The following is a 22,537-nucleotide window of genomic DNA, read 5'->3' on the forward strand; positions in this document are numbered from 1 at the left end:
GCATGTTTATCCACTCCAGAGTCGCCGAGCCTCTAACGAATAAGCACGAGCGGGGGACGGCGGATAAGCGGAGGGAGGTTGAGGCAAATCCTGATTGACCAGTTGACGTATGTGACGGGCTGCGCTATATTGGCTGTAGATGGAGGGAGCCACTATGGCCAAGCCGATGAACGTCATTGAATTTATGAAGCTTTTCCCGAGCGACGACGCTTGCCTGGACCACTTGTTCAAGGCGCGGTTCGGCGCGGATCACGAGTGCTCGCGCTGCGGCGAGACCGGGAAGTGGAAAAAGCTGACCAAGATGCCTGCGTACACCTGCCAGTGCGGAAACCACGTTCACCCCATGGTCGGAACGCCGTTCCACAAGTCGCACACGCCGCTCCAGAAGTGGTTCTATGCGATGTACCTGTTCACCACGACGCGCCATGGCGTTCCCGCCAAGGAGCTTCAGCGCCAGCTTTCGGTGAACTACAAGACCGCTTGGCGCATGGGCCATGAAATCCGGAAGTATCTCGCGCTCGTAGACGGCGACCCGCCGCTGTCTGGCCACGTCGAAGTTGACGAAACCTATGTCGGCGGTCGCGTGAAGGGGCAGGGCCGTGGCCGTCGCAAGGGCGACAACAAAACCATCGTTGTCGGTATTGCCGAGCGTGGCGGCGACGTGATCGCCCGCGTCGTGCCGGACAACAAGAGCGCGACGCTTGTGCAGCACGTTCTTCAGAACGTCACACCGAACTCGACCGTCAGCACGGACGAGGCGAAGCAGTATCACTATCTGAAGGAACTCGGTTACCCGAACCACGGCGTCGTGAACCACACGACTGAAGAATGGGTGCGCGGCGTGCATCACACGAACACCATTGAGGCGTTCTGGTCGCTTCTGAAGCGCTCGATCCGTGGCACACACGTTCAGGTTTCAGCGCGCCACCTGCCTAAGTACCTCGCGGAGTTCGAGTTCCGGTGGAATCTCCGGCACTCTCCCGAGGCGATGTTTCCTCTCCTACTAAAGCGCCTTGGCTCATAACCCGCAGGAGCTTCAAGAAGCGCTCGCGATCAGCCTCGGAAGGATGCTGATCGCAGAACCGCTTGAAGTCGCCGCTCTCGCGAGCTTCTTCAAGGCTAAGGTATTTGCCGCGAGACATATTCAGCCTCCGTGAATCACCCAAGAGGTCTCATCTAGCAGCCTCTGGCTCGCTTTGAGGAGTTTGTTCATAAGCTCATCTGTGCGATCCGGCCCGGTCGCGTGCTTCAACAGCGTGGCTGCTAAAAACAAATCGCTGATCAGCGGATTCAACGTGTCATCTCTCAAATAGTCACGAGAGATCGACTGGAAACGTTGAGTGACGGCATCATCGTTCGGCCCGTGCCCCATTGCCATCGCTTCGATCTCTTTAACGCTCTCACGAAGCTCTAATATTTTGTCTCTGCCATACTTTCGGTCAGCATCCCACGCCCTGGCTAGCTGTTGTTCTCGGGAGAGTTGACCGAGTTGCACAGTGCGGACGACATACTCGCGTTTTTCGATGGGGGCCGGCGCTGGTCTCTCCAGCCGGACAGCATACTCAATGCAAGCGAGCGCAACCGCTGTCAGCGCTACGATGACCCAACCCCACCACGGAAGAAATCCAGTCGTGTTACTCAGAAAATCGTTCACAGTGGGCATTTTTTCGGCCCACTGCTGAGATACAAATTGTGCGCCGATGAGATCGTAGAAGCCCACTGCGCTGAGAATAGCCCAGGCCCACTTATAGGCGGGCCGTTTGCGCAGAACGGTAAACAAGACGTCGAGGCGTTTTTGCATATTCCCGACCCTGCCTGAGTCGCCCCCACCGTGGCGGCGCTACTCATAGCACGATCCCCAGACATACGGCAACTGGCCAGTCCCGAGGCAAATTGCCGGTCAAGATTCGGACGGCGCGATTGCTATATGATGGCATTCTGCCTCCACAAGCGCCCCTTTTTGTTTTTCCTAGGTTTCGGGCTCGTTCGCCTGATAGACCGCAAGTGCCGGCCCCAATAGTTTTGCTGCAAGCCAGAAAAGCTGTGCGGACGCGACGACCGCAATTAAAAGATCTGGCCATGGGGACTGAAGCATCCATACGGCTGCGGCCGTGACGACCACGGCTGAGCTGCCAAGGATATCGGGTCCGCTCTTCTCATCCTCATAGACCCGGAGTACACGGCGTTGCCCGGTGTGAGGCGCCAGAATCGCGAGGCAAACAATGTTCGTGATGATGCCGAGCGCACCAAAAATTCCCATGATCCCGACGTTTGGAAGCTCGGGTGCCGCGAAGTGATACACGGCGCACCCAAGCACCCAAACGCTTGCTACGCACATCAGAGCGGCCTTCACGGCTGCTCCGCCAGCGCGGGCGCGGACGCCTTTTCCCAACACGGCGAGGCTCAGCACATAGAGCAGCGTGTCATTCAAGAAATCTAGAGCGTCAGCCCGAAGCGCGTGCGAGCCGCAATAATGGCCTGCGGCAGTTTCAATGACGAACATTGAGCCTGCGAGCGCGATGACCGCCCTGAGAGCACTGCGATGGCTCGACGTAAGTCCTCGGAGCTCGAGCAGATCATAGGGATTGTCACCCTGAGATCGGCTTGGGATCGACGATTGTTTTTGGCGCTTCATTAGAATCCTAAAGGAATAGACGCATTCAATTCACCGATGCGGCGGATTCCCTTCCCTTCGGTGGATGGTGGCTACGGAGAACACGCGGTTCTCTGTCAGCTGCAAAAGAGTTACCTCGACGCGCGCTTGATCTGCTCTCACCACGACCAGTTTGCTTTCCCGCCTGCCTTCAGATTCTTTGATGACCAGACGGGGGGGAGTCGAATTTGCTTGTGAACAGCGTGGCAAAGTCATCGAACCAATGCGCGTCACCGAGCCGAGCCGTGATCGAGCAGGCGATTTGGTTCGGATATCGGAGGGAACGGGATTGAATGACTGCAATGCTCCCAAGACGGTTCGTGAGCGTCCATCCTGCGGTAAGTTTGACGGTTGGCGTACTGCCTTGTTTAAGCTGCGTCTCGGTTGCGCTGCTCCAGCCGTCCGCCTCAGCTAATGTCGTGAGAGCCGAAGTGTCGTCTCCGTGGCGGATGCAAGTCCGCTCAGTGAACTCGAGCACCTGTTCGACGGTCCTTGCGTGGTCAATCTCGGCGACGATGCGCCGATTGCGCTCGCGCCCAACTACGGCCATTTCATCGACGCGGCCGAGAAGCGCTTTGAGCCGCGTTCTGGCTTCGGGAATATTCAAACCCGGGCCGTCGAGGCGAACCATTCTGTCATAATCTGCAAGGGCCTCATCCATGGAGTCGCGCTTCACATGGACGATCAGCCGGTTGAAAAACACGTCCGGGTTTGCGGGGTCAAGCTCGGCGGCTTTGTTGAGATCGACGATGGCCTCGTCGAGGCGATTGAGATTTGATAGGGCGACGCCTCTATTCATGGTCGCGGCAGCAAATCCGGGTCGGTATTTGAGCGCGAATGTGAAATCGTTCACGGCCTGCTCGAACTCTTTGCGCAAATAGCGCACATTCCCGCGGTTGTAGTATGCAGCGGCATTCGTGGGGTTGTTTGCGAGCACTTCATCGAAGCCGCGTAAGGCTTCAAAGAGCCGTCCTTGCAACACCGCTTGCGCGGCGCGTTCATGGATCTCTTCTCCCGTATCGTTGATGCGCAAGGGAGATGGATCGTTGGTCACTGCCTCGAGTGAAGCAGGCGCGCTTAAGGCGCAAACGCCGACCGTAGCAAGCAACAACCATGTCGATTTTGTTATCATGGCTCGCCTCTTTGGAAGGCGAGGATGCCGCTCCGGGGATTTAAGGGGCGGCATCCTCTGGAAACTACAGCGCCCCGGCTGGGTAGAGGCCCTGAATCAGCGGCAGCAGTCCCTTGACCTTTTTCAGGTTGAGAGAAGTGGCGTCAGCGTCTTTGCCTTCTGCGGAATGGTGCAGTTCGTCCGCAGCCTTGTCGAGTTGCTTCAACGCGGCTGTGAGCTTCTTCTTGGCGTCACCTGTCACCATGTCGGATTTGTCTTCGAGCGTGTGGACGGCCGCGCCGATCTGCTCTGCCAGCTCGTGGATCGGTTCGATCTTTCCTTCAGCCGCCAGTTTTTCGGCATTCGCCGTGGCTGTGCCGAGGAACGCCCAGGCGTCTTTCACCGATGCGAATGTCTTGGCGTCGTAGTGGCTCTTATCTTCATGACCGTGGTCCTTCCCATGATCATGGGCGTCGCTACCGTGATCATGACCGTCATTCGCTGAGACGATCACGCCGTGGTGCTTCTCAAGCCCGCGATCGTAACCTTCAGCGAAAGCAGGAAGAGAGAGAACCGCGGCGGCGACGGTTCCAAGGGCAAGCAATTTGGCTCTGATAATCATCTATGCGTACTCCTTAGTGGTTGGTGCTTCTTCTTGGGCCTTGGGCGCTTCAGGCAGAATGAAGCGCTTGTAAAGGACCGGTAGGACGACAAGGGTCAGGATGGTGGCACTGATCAAGCCTCCGATGACGACCGTGGCCAGCGGCTTTTGCACTTCCGCGCCGGTGCCGGTTGCGATTGCCATCGGAACGAACCCGAGCGATGCTACGAGCGCGGTCATGAGCACGGGCCGCAAGCGCGTCATTGCACCCTCGAAAATTGCTTCATCTCCCGGAAGGCCTTTTTCACGGAGCTGATTGATGTAAGTGACCATCACGAGGCCGTTCAGGACGGCAACGCCGGAGAGCGCGATAAAGCCAACTGCGGCGGAGATCGAGAACGGCATGTCTCTGAAATAGAGGGCGAGAATGCCGCCTGTAATGGCAAGCGGTACTCCAGAGAACACCAATAGGGCCTGACGTACGTTCCCGAGTGCCGTGAACAGCATGAGGAAGATAACGAAGAAGCAAGCTGGCACGACGATCATGAGGCGAGCACGGGCGGCCTGAAGGTTCTCGAACTGCCCGCCCCAAGTCAGCCACTCGCCTGCCGGGACTTTAACCTGCGTGTCGATCTTCTCTTGCGCCTCTGTCACAAACGACCCGATATCGCGCCCGCGCACGTTGGCCTGGACGACAACCCTGCGCTTCCCGTCTTCACGGCTAATTTGGTTGGGCCCCTCTTCCACGACAAAGCTCGCCAGCGTCTTGAGCGGAATAAACGTCGGGCGTTTTCCAGATTCGCCGTCCGTATCCGGCACGGGAACAGGCAAATTCTCAAGTTCTGCCATATCGTCACGCAGATCGTCGGGTAATCGGACGACGATGTCGAAGCGACGATCGCCCTGGAAGATCAGACCGCTTTCACGGCCGCCGACCGCGATGGATATGACATCGAGCACATCACTAACGTTGAGCCCGTAGCGGGCGACGGCTTCCTTGTTGAGTCTGACGTTCAGCATCGGTAGGCCGGTCGTCTGTTCCACCTTGACGTCCGCTGCGCCCTGAACCGAACGCAATACGCCGGCGATCTTGTTGGCTGTATCTCCAAGCTGCTGGAAGTCATCGCCAAACACCTTGACCGCCACGTCGCTGCGAACGCCGGAGATCAGTTCGTTAAAGCGCATCTGGATGGGCTGTGTGAACTCGTAGTTGTTGCCAGGCAGCTTACCCAATGCTTCGGCGATCCGGTCCAGAAGCGACGACTTGGCTTCGGATGGGTCCGGCCAGTCGTACTGCGGCTTGAGGATGATGAACGTATCAGACACGTGTGGCGGCATGGGATCTGCAGCCATTTCCGCCGTGCCAGTCTTCGAGAACACGAAGGCGACCTCAGGGAAACTGCGAACTACACTTTCGACCTTTAGCTGCATCTCGGTCGACTGGGTGAGCGACGTCGACGGAATGCGCATGGCGTGCATGGCTAGGTTCTTTTCGTCGAGCTGTGGAATGAACTCCTGCCCCAGACGCGTAAACAGCAGTAGCGAAAAAACGAACAGGCCCGCCGCTGATAGCATCACGAAGCGCGGCTCGCTCAGCGCACCCCTGAGAACGGGTTCGTATCGCGCCTTGGCCGTGCGAATGATGAAATTGTCCTTTTCCTCCACGCGGCCGGTGACGAAAATCGCAAGCATCGCCGGAACGAATGTCAGAGAGAGAACGAAGGCGCAGATAAGCGCGATTATCACCGTCAGCCCCATGGGCTCGAACATTTTGCCCTCGACGCCCGTGAAGGTTAGGAGCGGCAGATACACGGTTATGATGATGGCCTGACCGAACACTGTGGGCTGAATCATCTCTTTACTCGCAACCATCACTTCGTGAAGGCGCTCATGAAGTGTTAGAAGCCGCCCCTCATGATGCTGTCGCTCGGCGAGACGCCTGAGGGCGTTTTCTGTAATGATTACGGCGCCGTCGACGATGAGACCGAAATCGAGCGCCCCGAGGCTCATGAGATTTGCCGAGATCCCTGCTTCCAGCATTCCCGTCAACGTCATCAGCATCGTTACCGGGATAACGAGTGCCGTAATGAGGGCTGCGCGCAAATTGCCGAGCATTACGAACAGGATCACGATGACAAGCAGGGCGCCTTCTGCCAGGTTCTTCGCCACGGTCTTGACGGTCGCATCGACAAGCTGGGTCCGGTTTAACACCGTCTTGATTGCGATGTCGGGTGGGAGCGACTTGCCGATCGATTGCATCTTCTCGTCGACAAGGCTTGAGACGATGCGACTGTTGCCGCCTTTGAGCATCATCGCGGTTCCGACGACGACTTCGTTCCCGTCCTCACTCGCCGATCCCGTTCGGAGTTCCCGACCGATACCGACTTCGGCAACGTCTTTGAGGAAAACGGGCACCCCGTTTTTGTTGGCAATGATGACGTTCCCGATATCCGCAATGGTTTCGAGACGGCCGTCAGCGCGAACCGTGTAGGATTCTCCCTTCTGCTCGATGTAGCCTGCGCCGACACCGCTGTTGTTTTTCTCAAGAGCGGCGATCACATCGGCAAATGACAGGCCGAACGAAAGCAGCTTCTGCGGATCGGGCTGGACATGAAACTGTTGCTCATAGCCACCGATCGAGTCGACTTCCGCTACGCCTGCGATTCCCTTGAGCTGCGGCCGAATGATCCAGTCCTGGACCGTGCGCAGGTACATGGCGAACTCAAAATCCTTCGTGAGGCGCAGGCCTTCTGGCGTCAGATAGCTGCCATCGCTTTGCCACCCCGGTTGTCCGTCCTTGATCTCAGCGCCCTTGCCGCGCGGATGATCGAAATGCACCGTCCACATATAGATTTCGCCAAGACCTGTGGAGACCGCCCCCATGCGAGGGTCGGCCCCCGCGGGTAGATCTCCCTTGACCTGAGAAATGCGCTCGGTGACCTGTGTGCGTGCAAAATAGATGTCGACGTCGTCATTGAAGACGGCGGTCACCTGCGAGAAACCATTTCGAGAAAGTGAGCGCGTGTATTCGAGACCCGGAATACCGGCGAGCGCCGTCTCGATCGGGAACGTAACGCTCTTCTCGATCTCGAAGGGCGAGAGCGAACTTACCTCGGTGTTGATCTGAACTTGATTGTTGGTGATGTCCGGTACGGCGTCGATGGGAAGCTGCTGGAGCGAGCGGATGCCGAAGGCGGCAACCGCAGCTACGAGAAGCACCACAAGGAAACGGTGGGTGAGGGAAAAGCCGAGAATGCGTTCGATCATGGCCGTTCCTCTAATGCTCGTGCTCGGCTTCGGCCTTGCCGAGCTCTGCCTTGAGCGTGAAGGTGTTTGATGTCGCGATCGTCTCTCCGAACTCGAGCCCCGAGAGCACTTCGGCATTCGTCGAATCAGAACGTCCGGTCGTCACAGGGCGCGCACGGAAACCTCCGCCTTCGCTGACGAAGACGACTTTGTTTCCATTCACCGTTTGGATGGCGGCTTGCGGCACGATGAGGTCCGCTTCCTGCTCGCCAGACATCAACCGTGCGTTGACGTAGTCACCGAGCCTCCAGACATTGCCGGCGTTGTCGATCTCCGCGATAGCTTTGGCCGAGCGCGTTTCAGGATCAATCAATGGGCTGAGCGCGACGATCTTAGCGACACCTTTTTGAGTACCGGCTTCGACGCGCACGTCTTGGCCTTCACGGGCGAAGCTGAGATCGCCCGGCGCTATGGCCAGTTCCACCCACACTCTGGACACGTCGGCTATCGTGAAAATGTCACGATCGGTCCCGACCATCTGGCCGAGTACCGCGTCTCGTGCTGTCACACTTCCGGCGATAGGCGAACGGATCTCGTAAAAGCGGAAGCCGTTTTCACCCGACTGCTTGGGAAGCGCCTCGATCTCGTCGTGCGAAAGACCGATCGTATCCAGCCTCTGATGCGCCAAATCGAGCTTGATCTTTGCCGACTGGTGAGCGTTCTTCGCCGTGAGATAGTCCTGCTCGGCGGTGACCTTCTGGTTCCAGAGACGCTCTTCGCGTTCGTAAATCGAACGTGCAAGCTCTTCGGCTCTCCAGGATGCAAGATAGTCTGCCTTCGCGTCTGCCATCTCGCGGCTTTCGAGTATGGCCAGAAGGTCGCCTTTTTTCACTTGCTCGCCGAGTTGCTTTTCGATGCGAGCAACGGTGCCGGAGAGCTTGGGAACGATTTTCGCTTGCGCGTTCGCGTTGATGGCGATGCGGCCCGGCACGGCGATTTCTTTGACCAATTTGCCCGACATGACCGGCGCCATATCGATCCCGTTCGTTTTGATTTGAGCGGCGGTGAGCTTGATCAGCCCTTCTGAGCTCTCCTCGCCGCCATGGGCATGGCCTTCGCCTTCCTTATGACCTTCTTTTTCGCCTTCGGCATGCGCATGCTCGCCCTCGGCGGACGGCGCGGTCGGTTTCGCTGCCGTCTTCTCGGAGAATCCGAGCGAGTCTTGAATAGCGCCGAAGAAGCCTTCTTCACAGACCTTGGTGCCGAAGCCCTCGTCGGCATGCTGTTCGGATTCGCCGTGCCCGTGTCCGTGCTCGTCCGCCTTTGGCGCCGGAGCACAGGAACTTTTGAGCTCTCTCAATCCGATGAAGATGGCAACGCCGACAATCATCAAAGCCACAATGAATTTCGTCTTCCAGCTCATCACAATCCTCAAATCTCACATTCCGTTGAGGTCGCGCCCGACCAGGGCTTCGACTCTGACCCGCGCTTTTTCGTAGTTCGCGCGCGCCGTCAGCACTTCGAGGCGCGACTCGAAGACGGTGCGTTGAACGTCCAGAACGTTCAGAATGTCGAACTTGCCTTCATCGAAGCCGATCTTCGTCTTGTCGTAGGCGCGTTGGGCGCCTGGCAAAACGTCCTTCTCGAGGGCCTTGAGTTCGGTTGCGGCAACATTGAGTTCACCGAGTGCTTCGACCAGTGTTGCGTAGAGGTCGTTACGCGTGGCGAGTTGCTCGTTCTCGGCTTTGGCGATGCGTCGCTCGGCGGCGGCGATATTGCCCTGATTGCGGTCGAAGAGCGGTATTGGCATCGACACTGATGCCACCATCGCGGTCGAGTCATTCTCCTGGAATTGCCTCACGCCGGCGCCGACGGTGATGTCGGGGATTGCCTTGGCATGCTCGAGGTCAAGCTGCGCCACGCGGCGGTTGATTTCGTCGCCCCAACGCGCAAGGGACGGATTGTTGTCGAGAAGAGCGATCAGCGCTTCAGGGCTGGGCGCGGCATATCCGTTGCCCAGACGCCCGACAGCGCTGCCGAAATCGATGTTCGGAGATCCCCAAAGGGCCGAGAGCTTGCGCTTGGAGGCTTCAATACGGACCTTCTCGCCCTTCTGTAGGGCCTCGGCTCGCGCCAGGGCCACGCTCGCCCGATCTAGCTCGATGGAACTCGCCTTGCCGCCCGTGACCCTGGCGTCGACACTGGTGCGCGTCTTTTTCGCGAGCGAGACGAACTCGCCGAGCACTTTGTATCGCTCTTGAGCGATCAAAACGTCGACGAAGGCTTGCGCCGAATCCGTCGCCGCCCTCACCCGGATGGTTTCGTGATCCCATCCTGCAAGCGACGTATCGAGATGGGCGGCCTGCAGGCGTCTGAGGCGCTTGTCGCCAAGTTCGATAGTCTGAGCGAGGCTCAGGGTTTCCTCGGCGCTATCGAACCCGTTTTTGTCTCGGTTCCCTGCGAAGTTCTCGACTTCGAGCAACACTTGCGGGTTAAGCCGGACAGCTGACTGGGCTTCCTCCCCGCGCCGCGCGTCTATCTCGATGAACGCCGCTTTGACTGCGGGGCTAAAGGCGAGCGTCCGCGTGACCGCGTCTCTTAGGGTCAGCGTGTCGGCGTATCCCGGCTCTCCGACAGCGCCCGGTACGGGCATCTCTGGGGGTACTGCAGGCCGCAAAGGCAAGTCGCGATCCGACGCATAGGCTTCGGGCGACGGTAGACCGCCGGTTGCGGGATCTTGCGCAAGTGAGCCGCAGCCACCCGCCATCACGGCGAAGGCAAGCGCTACAAAGAGTCCAGACTTGAAGCCAGAAAGGGCTGGCATGAATTCCCCCACAAAATAAGGTTGAGAAGCGCTGTCAGCCCCCGCCGACGCGCTTTGATTGGATGGGGAATCCAGGATTTAAATGAGAAGGACGATCGTCCTGAGCGCGTCGAGTCGTGAATCACGACGCAATACGGATGCGGAATGCAGTTCGCCGGTCGGCGCATCCGCAAATGCGGGCAACTTCAAACTCACCGGCGGCAAAGCAAGGACCGGTAGATCGTCGAGCGGGATAGTGAACTTGGCTTGAGCGGCGAAGTTCGGTTTTTGCGCCACGCTCAGAAGCGGGCTGTCTGTGCATTCCGGTGACGGCGCGACATGTCGCGCGCTCGGACCGCAATCACCTAAATGTGCGTGCTGAGCTTCCGAATGATGCTCAGCAGAAAGCACAAACTCGATCGCGCGGTGACCGTCCGATCCAATGCACATGCGCAATGGCGTACCCGCCAGCACGGATGCCGGCGTGAACACCATCAAAACGAAGATGGCTATGGCGCGTTGCCAAAGGCTCATTTTTATCCGGTCGCCACTACAGTTTGCGATGCAAGGGTAAACGAGTCGTTAGCTCGGCACAATTGCATCCGCGGCACAGCAACATGTAGAAAAACTGACACCTTGCCGTATCCTATCCCGGAGGATAGGATACGGGTAATGACCGACGCAAGACATATTTCCATCGCCAAGCGCCTGAGGCGCGCGGAAGGGCATTTGCGGGCTCTTGTGGCCATGGTCGAGAACGGCCGCGATTGTCTCGAGATTGCGCAACAACTTCATGCCGTGGAAGCCGCGATTACGAACGCTAAGCGGGAACTCATCCATGATCACATCAGTCACTGCATGGATGATGCGCTGACGAAGAGCACGATGTCCTCCACCGAAGCCATTGGGCAGATGCGCTCACTTGCGAAATATCTTTAGGAACGAGATGGGTGCGGGACACGACCACAATACCGGAAATGCCAACGCCTGCGCGCTGACCAAGGCGTTAGTGCTCACCGGCACGTTTCTCGTGGCCGAGGTGGTGGGTGGCATCCTGACTGGCAGCTTGGCGCTGTTATCCGACGCCGCTCACATGATGACTGACACGGCTGGGCTTGCCATAGCGCTTGCCGCGGTGCGGATCGGCGCTCGTCCGGCCGATAACCGCCGGACCTTTGGCTACAAGCGTTTCGAGATTCTGGCAGCTGCGTTCAATGCGCTGCTGTTATTCGGTGTCGCCGCCTACATCCTTTACGAGGGCATTAAGCGCTTCGTCGAGCCTTCCGAGATCCAGTCGCTGCCAATGCTGGTGATCGCGGCATTGGGCCTCGTCGTCAACCTCATTGCCATGCGCATCTTGGATTCTGGCCGGTCATCGAGCCTGAACGTCAAAGGCGCATACCTTGAGGTCTGGAGTGATATGTTGGGCTCCGTGGGTGTGATTGCGGCGGCGCTCGTCATCTGGCTAACCGGCTGGACCTGGGTTGATCCCCTCGTGGCCATCGCGATCGGATTCTGGGTTCTTCCCCGCACTTGGGTGTTGTTCAAAGAGACAACCAACATCCTGCTTGAAGGCGTGCCGGAAGGCATTGATCTCGACAAACTCTCCGCGCGCCTGTCTTCAATTCCTGGCGTGGCCTCCATTCATGACTTGCATGTCTGGGCGCTCACAAGTGGCATGCCCTCGCTCTCAGCGCATCTTGTGCTCACGGATGGATCTGATCCTGAAATCACAAGCGCGGCAGCGACAGCAGCAATGCACGAAGAATTCGACATTGATCACACGACCTTTCAGGTCGAGCGCACCGATTGCCGGTCCGGGCGCGATCACCACGGCTTGCACTAAGTTCCTGATAGAAAGCGTTTGAATAAGCTTGCAAGGCCGCACGGCAGGGCGGAGCATTGTGTACGCAAGCGGGATAAGGGCTGCTGGCATGAAAGTACAAATTCTGGCCTTCACAGTCATTGCATGGCTCTGTGCCATGTCCGCCGCCGAAGCCCACGTTCTGCCTTGGCGTGCGGGAGTACAGCGTTTGAAGAGTTTCGGATCTTGCGCCAAAGGCTCTTGCACAAAGCGAGTTGACTGGAGCGCTACACAGCCTCATCACCATCACGCAAATTGTGTGGTCATCGGCCAGAGCGTCCATTCGCCGAGCGAAAAGTGTGCTCGATAGAGAGCTAACTGACTATTCCAGGTCGCAACTTTTACAATCCGAATGCTCTATTGCGGCGAGTCGGCACTTGCTGATCCTATTCGTGCCGCAATTTGCGAAGAGCAAGCAGCATCTCTAACGAATAGGCTGCTCGTCATGTCGCTGACTTTTACGCAATCGGAAATTGATCTCAGACTAGTGCAGTGGCGGCGGCGCATTGCCCTCGGCATTGTCATTCTGTTCCTTGGGCTACTGCTTCCCTTCGTCTGTGCCGTTTGGCTCCACTCGAACCCATTATTCTACGCACAGATAGAGCACGCGGGCATTTTCTTGATCTTCATCGCCATCGCCGGCCGGACCTGGAGCGCGCTCCACATCGGGGGAAGCAAGAAGATCAAGCTTATCGATACCGGGCCCTACTCCGTCGTGCGCAATCCGCTTTATCTGTTCACCCTGATTGGAGCTGCCGGCATCGGCGCGCAGACGAGCTCTCTTATCGTGACGCTCGTCTGCCCCCTCATCGTGGCTTGCGTGCTGATGGTGGTTGTATCCAGAGAAGAAGAGTATCTCCGAACAAAATTCGGTGGGGCCTTTAATGATTACGCGACGCGCGTTCCACGGTTTCTGCCAAGACTTAGCATCTACCGAGACGTCGATCAGCTAACCATCCAGCCAAAAGCCGTCTACCGGACGTTTTTGGAATCTAGCTATTTCCTAGTCGCGATCCCGGCCGTCGACGCTATAGAGCTCGCGCGTCACTACGGATGGATACCGGATCTGATTCACCTTCCATGATCGGCGGCCGCGATGCGGGGAGGACGATCCCCGCATCCGTGCTGTCTTAGTGATGACCGTGATGGCCGTGGTGTCCATGGCCGTGCCCGAAGCCATGGTGGTGATGGCCGAATCCATAACCCCAATATCTCGGATAATAGCCGTAATCTGGATACGGATTATAATAGTACGGGCGATAGATGCGATATCGAGCCCCGCGGCAACGTAGACGGCCGCGCCGGTCATATCGGCAGCGCCGGGCGATCTGCTCGACACTTCCTTGAAAGTGATTGTCGTATCCTCCTTTGACAGCCTGCATAGGTGCAGCTGCGGAAGGCGCAGTGGCGAGCAATGGGAACATCACGATCGCCGCGACGGACAGGATTTTATGTCTTCCTTGCATGGCGAATCCTCATGGAGAAGAATCCAGACGCTTCGTGCGCTCTAATGGTGGTGCCGATGATGATGATGGCGGTGAATGCGCAGGCCATACCAATGACGCCGGTGATGCCGGTGACGCCAACGGCGATGGTGATGGTATCTGCGCCAATGACGGTGATGACGAACCTGGATCACGTCGCGTTGCGTGAGGTTTCTCTCCAGACTGATGGCTTTTCCGAGTATGCCCGAGCCGACATTCGCCGATGCCGGGCTGAGCACGGCCATGAGGCCTGCAAACAATACGCTCAGAGTTGCTAATCCTCGCATGGTGCGTACTCCCTGTTGCGACCCGTTGAACGGGTAGCCACGCGGCGCTCGTTGAACGCCGCGTGGCCATGTCGTTACTTACTTCTTGTCGTGATCGTGCTTGGCGTGGTCGCCGTCCTTATGGTCTTCGCCCGCGTGGGACGAGGCCTCGAACTTGGCGCCATCGATCTTGGAGCACTCATCCTTCGAGAGCTCCTTGTAGCCCTGCTTTTCACATGCGGCGTCGCCCGCGCACACGTTCGCGCCAGAGCAGTGGCCATGGTCATCGCCTGCAAACGCAGGCAGCGAGAGCGCACCCAGGCTGAGTGCAAGAACAGCAATACGGGCAGTCGTCTTCATTGTTGTCTCCAGATTTAAATGTTGTTGTCGTTGAGTAAGACCAGCCTATTCGGCCACTACGTTTGACGTATCGATTAGTGCTTGTTCCCTCCATGTCCGTTGCCGTGTCCCTTGCCATGACGGTTCTTGTGGCCACCGCCATGATTGCTCCCGCCGCCGCACACCAGACCGTCATGCGTCAGTCGGCAGCCTTTGCGTCTGGCGTGCTTGCCGTGGTGCTTTTTGGAGATCTGATGGATGTCGCCTGCGGCATGCGCCTTGTACGGGGGCTGATAAAGACTGGTCGGCCGCGCAACAGCCGCCACGGGCACTGCGAGCAGAAGTGCTGCCGCAGCGAGTGAAATCTTGAAGGCTTTAGGCATCTGAAAACTCCGTCGAGATCGGTGCGCCATAGCTCACCGCGCTTGATTGCGAGACGGCCGTTCTTGTCAGACATCGCGAAGCGCATGAGCAATCGTTGCCGGCCTCGGATGAATCCAAGCGTCGGTCGCTGCGCAGCGCATCGGACTTGCCCGATGGTGGCCGGATCGTTGTTTTGAAGTGATTGCGATGCTTGCCGCGCCCCTAAGGCGGGCGGGCGCGCGCTCTAAATCAGGAGCACGACCGTGCGGCGGATTTCCATTCGCGGATCGACATGTCGGTCATCCCGGATGGGCGTGGCAACGGTTTGATGTATTGAAAGGGTGGGAGGCAATGGCGGCAATGCCAGAGTGGTGGCAATCACAGCCGTTAGAGACAAAAGCTTCAGATCGACAGATGGCGGCGCCGAAGCCGTATCCATCAGCGCTTTATCGGTGCACTTTTCCGTGTCGGCGAATACCGCAACGCCCTCGCAGCCGTCAACTTCCTGAGCTGCTTGCGTGTGACTGGCGTCGGCGCCGCCGTGAGAAACGCCTTCAATAACAAACTCGATTGCCTGATGTCCCGAGGGTCCAATGCAATACCGCAGCGGTAACGCTGCAAGCACCATGGAAGGCACCAGGAGGATGAGGAGGACAGACGCTGCTAGTCGGCGAGCTTGGCTCATGTGAATCGATCTGGTTGATTCAGCCTAGATAAGCGGCCATGGCATCATGTCGATAATTGGGCGTCGAGTCATATGCGGACCGAGGAGTCAGTCGATTGCTGATGGTAAGCAAGCAACCAACTCTTCGGTTCCTGACGTTCCTTCTAAGTTCAACGCTGCTTGTCGTCCAGTAACATCCCCACGATTTATCCGTGGCCATGGTCCCAATTCGCGGTCACGTCCTTGCTCGTTTTCGAGAGATGGACATGACTATCGACGTGATCGACCCACGAGAGCGGTATGAAGTGATGGTGACCGGCATGAGCGCCGGCGTCGCTCTTGGTAAGCTTGATGCGATCCGACCCTTCAAGACGGTCGACCGTTCCGACGTGTTCGCCGTCGGAGGATTTGACTTCCATATGTTCTTTGATCCGGTCAGCCTGTGCCATGATGGCCTCCTTGGTTGTGCGCCTTGGAACACAACCACCTCGATTTAAAGCGGTTCCACATGGGGACCGGCGATCCGGCATTTGGCAGGCGTAGAGGTTACACCGGCTTGAATTGTGGACTGTTCTTCTTTTGATTGGGCTGGTCCAGTTCAAACGCCTTCGCTCTGCGGTCCATCACTTGGGCCGGAGTTGCGGATTTCAAAGCCGCACTCCTACGTACCTTGTTAACCCCAAGCCGCTGACTAACTCTCGCTGCCCTCTATGGTACGCCCTAGTCTCTGTGCCTGCGGAATCTCATGCGGAGCGAACGCGGCCGCGCCGGCTCGGCCGCCTCATTGAAATCTCTCCGCGCTCTGCCCCATAGGCGCACGATCGATCGGGATTCCCTCTTGATCGCCCGCAAGCCCTCGATCTCGTTGCGGGTGATTTCAGCCATACGCATCGTATGGCCCTGATCGACGCGCGCCTTGGCGACACGTGTCACCCGACCCTCATCGAACTGCGCTCCTCCGAAGCCCCAGGGTTCGAATTTTCTGTGAGGTGGCTTGTCGTCATCCCGAACCACATCCTCCTGCTGTTCGACACGATCTTTATAATACCGCCGATGTAGCGTCAGTTCTTCCTCTCTGAGACGAGCCGCCGTGTCGATGACCTCGCGCGCTTCGCGCCACAAGCGGGATGCCGCCTGCCCGCGTAATTTCTGCAGGTCCTGAACATAGTCACGCAGTGTCGCGAGAACGAAATTGTCATACATCCGGATCGTCATATCCATAACTCCGTTTACGGATTACTTGAAGTGGAGACGCAATTTCGGGTACCGTCGTGTCGTGCACCCGCTCTATGCTTTGACAGATAGCGACGCCGATGGACGCGTTCCAGTTGTGGAGCAGCTCAGGAGGCTGAACACCCCAGACGAATTCTGGCAGTGGATCGCGAACTACGTCCCCGCCGCTGAAATCCCGCGGCGCAAATCTTATTACGCCGCGCACTTCGAGCGTGAAAAGATAGACCCTTACGATCACCTGTTCTGGTTGTGCCATGACTTCTACTTGGACATTATCGCTGAGCCGCCTGAAAACGCCCCTGTCAAAAGCAAGGCCGATCTCGACGACGCACTTGCGGAGGTCACCAGTTTCAAAGACTGGCCACACAAGCTTATCCCCACTCCCGAGGATTACTTTGACGTCTATTCCGAACTCGCGGGCTTTGGCATCATCCCGCCCCGGCTGGCGCTCGAGCGTTTGAAGTGCGCCGTGCGTACCGAATACGCATTGGCTTACGACTTGCCGGTCTTTGCCGCGCCAACCGTCAACTGATCTCATTCGGCCCGCCTCCACCGCACCCACGCGCACCGACCGTCCTCTGCAGGTTCCGTCCAACGTCCGTACGTTGGGCCTACGAACGTGCAGGACAAATAGTGCCGCTTACTCAAGGGGTGCATGTCGACCGCATGGTACTCATAGGCCCAGATCGGATGCGGCCAGCCCAGCCAGCTCACAAGCGCATAGATCGCGATCACAACAGGCACGAACACATAGAACCGCAAGAATGCCTCCTCACAAATTGAACTTGATGTTGACGACCGCATCCTTGTCCTCGACCCGATTGCGGCCCAGCTGGGCCGCGTATGGCCCAATGTGAGACGAGTGACATTTGAGACAAAGGATAAAGCCCAATCGTCCGATATGAATGATCTGATAATCCGATGGCATCGACATCAGGCGATCAACGGGGTACATCGGTTCCCGAGAGAGCGACCAGCTTGTGCCGTACGAGGACTTGTCCGACGACTGGCTCAGCGACGGCTTGATCACAACACGCTGCCCGAGCGCATCGCTGACCGCCTTCGCCTCTTGATATGACGTGAAAGAAAAGTACTGCTTCACCACCGCTTCGTGCATGATGACCCGAGTAGCCAGCGCGCCATAAGCAATTTGCAGCCCCGCCTCCGACGTCGCCACAATCATGATGCGCGCGCCCTGCCCGCGTAGAAGCTGAAGTTTCGTCGTCATCTCCTTCAGGGGGGTGTTTGCGGCCTCTTCAGCTATGTAATGCACGATGTGACGGGGCATTACGGTCTGCGCGTGCATCGCTGCCTGAAGGTGCAGTCCGAAATACGCTTTCGCGCGCGTTGCCTGGTCGGCACGACCGACGATGAACAACATCATCGGCCGGCGCATGAGATCGCGATGTTCAAGGACCGGTAGTGGACCGTTCTCCGGGACAAGATCATAGAGCCAGCTCCCTGCGGCGAACGCCGAGAACGCCTGCATGGCTGCCCCGACATGCGCGGCTTCATGCTCGTGCTTGTCCTCCATGTATTGCAGGATCTTCTTGGCGACCCCCTGCTGCGCCACATCGCCGTTATTTGCGATATGGATCAATCGTTCTTCGTACAAATCGGGATCGCTCAAAATGGTCCAGATCGCCCCGGGGTGAAGCGTGACGCCCTCCATATTCGCCACATCGTGAATGATCACGTCTCCGCGGCCCCGCGCCGAGTCATAGAAGTATTCGTTTTTTCCACCGTCATCGGGAGGCGACGGATGCAGCGTGAACATTGCGCTGCTCACCATGTCCGCGAACGAGCGCGGTTCCTCTTTCTTGACCCGGATCAGTTCTCCAAACGGGTTCATGGACACCCGCTTCGGATGACCCTTCATGACATCGTAGTCGTCGAGAATGGCGTACTCGATGCCGAGTTCATCAAGCATCGGCGCCATCTGAGCAACGATTTCACCATCCTTACTGTCACACACGAACGTGCTGATCTTCGCCCCGGCCTTCATCTCGTGCGCAAGAGAGATGAGAGACGGCAAGACCCCGCATGACGTCTTTCCAGACCCGGCTGATGCGATGACGATCGAATGACTCTGCTCGATGCGCGTGGGGGAAAACAACGGCCTGCCGTTAAAGTCGATGCCGATTAAACGGCCGCCTTCGTAGCAGCCGGCCGCCTCGAGCTTTTCGGTTGAGAGAAACTGCGCGGTGTCCGATCTCGCAGCCTCCGCCCAAACCTTGTTGAACGCATTCTGCTTGCGCCACTCTCCCAGCAATACGCCGCCGGCATCGACAGAAATGAACGCGCCGCCTGCAAAGAGCAGAGCCGCGAGCATATAGAGATGGGGATACTGACCCTCCCAACTCCAGAGCTCCCAGCCCATCAAGGCGAAGACGCACGCCGCGAATGCCTTGACGTTGAACTCAAGCACCCGCTCCCATGTCGTCACCCGGGGCGGCGCCTTCCCCTTCTCGTAAACAAAGCCTTCTCCGCGAGCTTCCTCCGACTCTGTGGCCATTTCAGCTATCGCCCACCCAATGGCTTCGGTTCGATAAAATGATCCCAAAGCCAACTTTTGGGCCTTCGCTCGGCTTCAATTTCGGTACTTGTTCGCATCCGCTCGCGAACGCTCCCGTAAAAATATTCGTCTCGCGCTTGCCGCAACCTGTCCGCTTCCCGTTGAGCCTTTCGTGTTGGAACCATTTTCGATCACTCCCTCTCCCGCAACACCTTGCGGATCGCAGCGCGCATGGGAATCAGGACGTACATCGGGCCATAAACGCGGCCCCCCGTCTCGCTGCCGCGCACGGCCTCGATAGACACCCGCAGCAGGCCGATCGACCCCGCAGCAAGCAACGCAGCGATGACGACAACGGCAATCGCGACCTCGTGCCAGTAAAGGATCGTCCACAACCCGCGCACCATCAGCGCCAGAGCTGCAGCCACCGCCACCGCCGACCAAAGTGGAATCCGCGAAAGCTCGACGGCCATCACTTCGGAAGCCTTCCAATCCTTGCTTGGAGTCGAGATCAGCCGCCGTGTCACTGACCACTTCCCGCTCTGAAACAAAATCTCTTCGCTCATCATCGAACTCCCGATATTCGAACAGCTCGTCCCGGGCGGCGCGGCGACGAATTCAGTCGCCCCGCCGCTCCTCCAGTCGCTCCCTAGATCAGGGCCTCGAATTTGCCGTCGGGCCTGAGCAGCCCAGCCTTCTTCACACCGGCAAGAAGCATCACGGCAATCAGCAGATCCATGTCGACCGGCCCCGCATCGACCACCAGAAGCGTCGGTCTTTCGGCACAGCATTCCTGCTCTTCGCTCGTACGGTTCATCGGACCGCCTCCCACTCCGCGTACACCTGCAGCGCTTCAACGGCCAACACGCGCAACTCGTGATCCACATTCCCGGCCGTGCTCAGCTCTTCCAGAATCTCGCGCAGATCCGCGCGCCAGTTCGGGTACAAGCGGTTCAACTCCTCGAGCGAATCCGCCGAAAATCCCAGAATGGCGGCTACGCCGAATATCTCTTTCTGACTGTCTCTCATCACGACACTCCCTTGCATTCAGCAACGGTTGTTGGGTCCGACATAGCGGCTGGAAAATTTCCTACAGGTGGCCATGCCACCAACCCGCCGCTTGCGGTGAAAACCGCGAGCGACGTATGGCCCTTGTTGACAGCCGCGATCGCTCTGCATTCGCATTGGCTCGCACCCGTCGCCGCGTCCTTCCGGAATTGCGCTTCGATCGCTTCGATCTTGCGCCGCGCAACCTCACGCGCCTGTTCGGCCTGCTGCCTCATCGGAGCGGTGATGGCATCGCCCAAATTTTTAAATTGGGGACCGTATCGCTCCATGTAAGCATCCGAACCTGGTCGTCCTCCCAGCAAGCCGCCGAAGACGACTCCAAGATCGATGTTGGGTGCCGGCGGCGTTTCGATCGCATTCGCTTCACGCATCGCCGCAGCTTCAAGTTCTTTGAGCAGTCCTTTCTCGCAAAGTTGAATCGCTCCGGAGTTGCGCGCCAATCTCTCGCCGACCTCCGGGGCAACGGCGACGGAAAGCCCTCCGATGACGAGAACCGCGGCAACGACGGCACCTGGCAGTGAGACATCAGAATTGATCATCGCTTGCTCCCTCGAACACACAGCCGCGCTTCGCGACCGAGATCAGCGCCTCGGGCGACTTTCCGAAGATTCCGGACTGTTGATCCGTGATATCGTCGTTCCAGATCACGAGCGGGGAGCCCGCGACACCGCCACCCTGCGCCAACTGAACGATTTGATCCGGGCGACCCTCACTATTGCGCCACGCATAGCAGTGACGAAGTTCAACACCGCCGAGATTTTTGACACCTGTCCGGAACGCGATCCCGTCTACTTCTCGGGCGATGAAGTGCACGCCATCGCCAGCCGTCACGTCACTCCCCGAGCCGAACCAAGCGAGGCGCCATTGCTCGAGCCGCCTGCGTCCCTCCATGGGATCGACGTCCCAAAGAATGAAGGCGAACATCGCGAAAAAGACCATGGCTGCCGCACCAGAGATCGCCAGCAGCCGCAGGCCCCGGGAGAGCGAGACAATTGCCCGCTCAGCCCGTACCTGCCACATCGTCATTCCGAGGGACGCCCGCCGAAGAGCTTCGTCTGAAGCATGCCGGTGAAAGCCGGCGCCGCTTCTCCTGGAACGAGCGCTTCGTCATCGTTCGGGTAACGCCCGAACTCCTCCTCGATCTCGCGGCGCTCTTGGGTGTATCTCAGCAGGAAAAGGCAGAGAGGGATCGCCAGATCCGTGACGAAACACAGCGCAAGTATGGGAAGGAACATCAGGCCGTAGCTCAAAGCCGTCGTCACGCCCGGTCGCGCCGGAAACGGCGGCAGAGCGGCGCGTTCGGCGCCACCGACGTCGACCTCCCGCAGCCGCTTCCCATGCCCTTGCAGGATCTGCGTGATGCGTGCTGTCGCAACAGGATTGCCGTCAATGACCGCACCCGCCTCCAACTCTCCCGCGTAGGCGTGGACAGCGGAGATGGGCAGGCTCTCTTCTACGGTTGCGAGCGATTGTCCGATTTTGGCGTCGATCAGGCTCGCCGCACCCCACCGGGCCCATACATCGTCGCCGGATGCGATCGTCGTCTGATAGGATTCAAGCAAGCCGTTGATCGATGCAAGTGCGGCGGCGCCCGTCGTCTGGCCGGCCTGAAGCTGGCTGACCAGTTGGTCCGCGCGCGTGCTCAGAAGCTCGAGCTTTTTCGTGACCGCACCCCGGCCGGCGCGCTTGCCGCTTATGCAGGCATCGGAATCCTCGCAGGCAACAAAGCCTTTGAGATCGACGGATATCGACGTAGCCGCCGCGACATATCGTTCGACACGGCGGGCGGACTCTACCCGGCTCGACACCACATGCGCCTGAACCTGAGCTCGTTCAGCGAGGATCACACCCGCGACATCCTTCAGCGTCAGACCAGACGCCGTCGCGACGAACAATGCGCCGCCGGTGAAGCCGATTGCCAAAACAGAGACGATGCCGGCGACGTGGAACCCGTAGGCCCATTGCCGGGCGCCCTGATGAATGGCGAGCGTGTTAATGAGGTAGCTCGCAATCGCGCCGCCGCCGGCGATCAAAAGCGCCTTGAGCTTGCCTTCCACCGAATGGTCGGTGAGCAGCGTCCAGACGGCGAGCAGCAGCATCGCGCAGGCGAAGCACGCCTGCAGAACCAACGGCAGAAAATAGGGCTCGCGAGGCTTTGCTTTCTTCTGTTCGCGAACCTTCTGCCGACGAAGACGACGGAGCTCTGCGACGCTCAGGGTTTTTCTGGGGGGCTTGGGGGCCGGTCCGAAGTCGGACCCGGGAACGATGTGGTTCATGCGTCCTCTCCTATGGTCGATCCCGGCACAAACCGCCGCAGATCCGATCAG

The 22,537-nt window shown here is 58.4% G+C and carries 26 protein-coding genes; 6 read left to right on the top strand and 20 right to left on the bottom strand.

Going from position 1 to position 22,537, the window contains the following annotated elements:
- Positions 1 to 154: 154 nt before the first annotated feature.
- The gene (locus K2Y42_RS10180) at positions 155 to 1,024 is read left to right on the top strand and encodes an IS1595 family transposase (protein ID WP_291151880.1); all 870 of its coding nucleotides are present in this window, start codon (positions 155 to 157) and stop codon (positions 1,022 to 1,024) included.
- A 120-nt stretch (positions 1,025 to 1,144) separates the two neighbouring features.
- Here the strand turns inward: K2Y42_RS10180 and K2Y42_RS10185 are convergent, their stop codons facing one another.
- The 8 genes from K2Y42_RS10185 to K2Y42_RS10220 form a co-directional block, all read right to left on the bottom strand.
- Positions 1,145 to 1,801: a hypothetical protein gene (locus tag K2Y42_RS10185; RefSeq protein ID WP_291151882.1), complete on the bottom strand. Its 657-nt coding sequence runs from the start codon at positions 1,799 to 1,801 to the stop codon at positions 1,145 to 1,147.
- A 168-nt stretch (positions 1,802 to 1,969) separates the two neighbouring features.
- Complete coding sequence (locus K2Y42_RS10190; protein WP_291151883.1) at positions 1,970 to 2,635, bottom strand: cation transporter; 666 nt, start codon at positions 2,633 to 2,635, stop codon at positions 1,970 to 1,972.
- A 169-nt stretch (positions 2,636 to 2,804) separates the two neighbouring features.
- Positions 2,805 to 3,785 carry a tetratricopeptide repeat protein gene (locus tag K2Y42_RS10195; RefSeq protein WP_291151885.1) on the bottom strand — a complete coding sequence of 327 codons (981 nt, stop codon included), beginning with the start codon at positions 3,783 to 3,785 and terminating at the stop codon, positions 2,805 to 2,807.
- A 64-nt stretch (positions 3,786 to 3,849) separates the two neighbouring features.
- Complete coding sequence (locus K2Y42_RS10200) at positions 3,850 to 4,386, bottom strand: hypothetical protein (protein ID WP_291151887.1); 537 nt, start codon at positions 4,384 to 4,386, stop codon at positions 3,850 to 3,852.
- Positions 4,387 to 7,632, bottom strand: coding sequence for a CusA/CzcA family heavy metal efflux RND transporter (locus K2Y42_RS10205; RefSeq protein WP_291151888.1), 3,246 nt, complete (start codon positions 7,630 to 7,632; stop codon positions 4,387 to 4,389).
- Between the two features lie 10 nt (positions 7,633 to 7,642).
- The gene (locus K2Y42_RS10210; protein WP_291151890.1) at positions 7,643 to 9,034 is read right to left on the bottom strand and encodes an efflux RND transporter periplasmic adaptor subunit; all 1,392 of its coding nucleotides are present in this window, start codon (positions 9,032 to 9,034) and stop codon (positions 7,643 to 7,645) included.
- 15 nt (positions 9,035 to 9,049) lie between these two features.
- On the bottom strand, positions 9,050 to 10,435 hold the full coding sequence (locus tag K2Y42_RS10215) for a TolC family protein (protein WP_291151892.1): 1,386 nt from the start codon (positions 10,433 to 10,435) through the stop codon (positions 9,050 to 9,052).
- A gap of 78 nt (positions 10,436 to 10,513) precedes the next feature.
- Positions 10,514 to 10,948, bottom strand: coding sequence for a hypothetical protein (locus K2Y42_RS10220; protein ID WP_291151893.1), 435 nt, complete (start codon positions 10,946 to 10,948; stop codon positions 10,514 to 10,516).
- Between the two features lie 138 nt (positions 10,949 to 11,086).
- On the opposite strand from K2Y42_RS10220, the gene K2Y42_RS10225 reads away from it, so the two are divergent.
- From K2Y42_RS10225 to K2Y42_RS10240, 4 genes are all read left to right on the top strand, one after another.
- Entirely contained in the window at positions 11,087 to 11,353 is a 267-nt protein-coding gene (locus K2Y42_RS10225) for a metal-sensing transcriptional repressor (protein WP_291151894.1), read from the top strand.
- A gap of 7 nt (positions 11,354 to 11,360) precedes the next feature.
- Positions 11,361 to 12,260: a cation diffusion facilitator family transporter gene (locus tag K2Y42_RS10230; protein ID WP_291151896.1), complete on the top strand. Its 900-nt coding sequence runs from the start codon at positions 11,361 to 11,363 to the stop codon at positions 12,258 to 12,260.
- A gap of 463 nt (positions 12,261 to 12,723) precedes the next feature.
- Positions 12,724 to 13,362: an isoprenylcysteine carboxylmethyltransferase family protein gene (locus K2Y42_RS10235; protein ID WP_291151898.1), complete on the top strand. Its 639-nt coding sequence runs from the start codon at positions 12,724 to 12,726 to the stop codon at positions 13,360 to 13,362.
- 393 nt (positions 13,363 to 13,755) lie between these two features.
- Positions 13,756 to 14,040: a hypothetical protein gene (locus tag K2Y42_RS10240; RefSeq protein WP_291151900.1), complete on the top strand. Its 285-nt coding sequence runs from the start codon at positions 13,756 to 13,758 to the stop codon at positions 14,038 to 14,040.
- Positions 14,041 to 14,127: 87 nt separating this feature from the next.
- On the opposite strand, the gene K2Y42_RS10245 is transcribed toward K2Y42_RS10240, so the two are convergent.
- From K2Y42_RS10245 to K2Y42_RS10265, 5 genes are all read right to left on the bottom strand, one after another.
- The gene (locus tag K2Y42_RS10245) at positions 14,128 to 14,388 is read right to left on the bottom strand and encodes a hypothetical protein (RefSeq protein WP_291151902.1); all 261 of its coding nucleotides are present in this window, start codon (positions 14,386 to 14,388) and stop codon (positions 14,128 to 14,130) included.
- Positions 14,389 to 14,462: 74 nt separating this feature from the next.
- Positions 14,463 to 14,750, bottom strand: coding sequence for a hypothetical protein (locus tag K2Y42_RS10250; protein WP_291151904.1), 288 nt, complete (start codon positions 14,748 to 14,750; stop codon positions 14,463 to 14,465).
- Positions 14,751 to 14,974: 224 nt separating this feature from the next.
- Positions 14,975 to 15,358, bottom strand: a complete 384-nt coding sequence (locus K2Y42_RS10255; RefSeq protein WP_291151906.1) for a hypothetical protein — start codon at positions 15,356 to 15,358, stop codon at positions 14,975 to 14,977.
- A 242-nt stretch (positions 15,359 to 15,600) separates the two neighbouring features.
- Positions 15,601 to 15,843, bottom strand: coding sequence for a DUF2171 domain-containing protein (locus K2Y42_RS10260; protein ID WP_291151908.1), 243 nt, complete (start codon positions 15,841 to 15,843; stop codon positions 15,601 to 15,603).
- A 271-nt stretch (positions 15,844 to 16,114) separates the two neighbouring features.
- Positions 16,115 to 16,609: a hypothetical protein gene (locus tag K2Y42_RS10265; protein WP_291151910.1), complete on the bottom strand. Its 495-nt coding sequence runs from the start codon at positions 16,607 to 16,609 to the stop codon at positions 16,115 to 16,117.
- A gap of 61 nt (positions 16,610 to 16,670) precedes the next feature.
- Here K2Y42_RS10265 and K2Y42_RS10270 point away from each other — a divergent pair, with 61 nt between their 5' ends.
- Positions 16,671 to 17,159: a hypothetical protein gene (locus tag K2Y42_RS10270; RefSeq protein WP_291151913.1), complete on the top strand. Its 489-nt coding sequence runs from the start codon at positions 16,671 to 16,673 to the stop codon at positions 17,157 to 17,159.
- Between the two features lie 240 nt (positions 17,160 to 17,399).
- Here the strand turns inward: K2Y42_RS10270 and K2Y42_RS10275 are convergent, their stop codons facing one another.
- The 7 genes from K2Y42_RS10275 to K2Y42_RS10305 form a co-directional block, all read right to left on the bottom strand.
- Positions 17,400 to 19,142, bottom strand: a complete 1,743-nt coding sequence (locus K2Y42_RS10275) for a TraM recognition domain-containing protein (RefSeq protein ID WP_291151916.1) — start codon at positions 19,140 to 19,142, stop codon at positions 17,400 to 17,402.
- A gap of 191 nt (positions 19,143 to 19,333) precedes the next feature.
- Positions 19,334 to 19,708, bottom strand: coding sequence for a hypothetical protein (locus tag K2Y42_RS10280; RefSeq protein WP_291151919.1), 375 nt, complete (start codon positions 19,706 to 19,708; stop codon positions 19,334 to 19,336).
- 83 nt (positions 19,709 to 19,791) lie between these two features.
- Positions 19,792 to 19,959, bottom strand: a complete 168-nt coding sequence (locus K2Y42_RS10285) for a hypothetical protein (RefSeq protein ID WP_291151922.1) — start codon at positions 19,957 to 19,959, stop codon at positions 19,792 to 19,794.
- Positions 19,956 to 20,171, bottom strand: a complete 216-nt coding sequence (locus K2Y42_RS10290) for a hypothetical protein (protein WP_291151924.1) — start codon at positions 20,169 to 20,171, stop codon at positions 19,956 to 19,958. Before K2Y42_RS10290 ends, K2Y42_RS10285 begins: the two co-directional genes overlap by 4 nt.
- A complete protein-coding gene (locus tag K2Y42_RS10295; protein WP_291151925.1) occupies positions 20,171 to 20,749 on the bottom strand; it encodes a hypothetical protein in 579 nt (192 codons plus the stop codon). The genes K2Y42_RS10290 and K2Y42_RS10295 overlap by 1 nt, the downstream gene beginning before the upstream one ends.
- Complete coding sequence (locus tag K2Y42_RS10300) at positions 20,736 to 21,236, bottom strand: hypothetical protein (RefSeq protein WP_291151928.1); 501 nt, start codon at positions 21,234 to 21,236, stop codon at positions 20,736 to 20,738. Before K2Y42_RS10300 ends, K2Y42_RS10295 begins: the two co-directional genes overlap by 14 nt.
- Entirely contained in the window at positions 21,233 to 22,486 is a 1,254-nt protein-coding gene (locus tag K2Y42_RS10305) for a hypothetical protein (protein WP_291151931.1), read from the bottom strand. The genes K2Y42_RS10300 and K2Y42_RS10305 overlap by 4 nt, the downstream gene beginning before the upstream one ends.
- Positions 22,487 to 22,537 lie beyond the last annotated feature (51 nt).

This window comes from Hyphomicrobium sp., assembly GCF_019744875.1.
Taxonomy (GTDB): Bacteria; Pseudomonadota; Alphaproteobacteria; order Rhizobiales; family Hyphomicrobiaceae; genus Hyphomicrobium_C.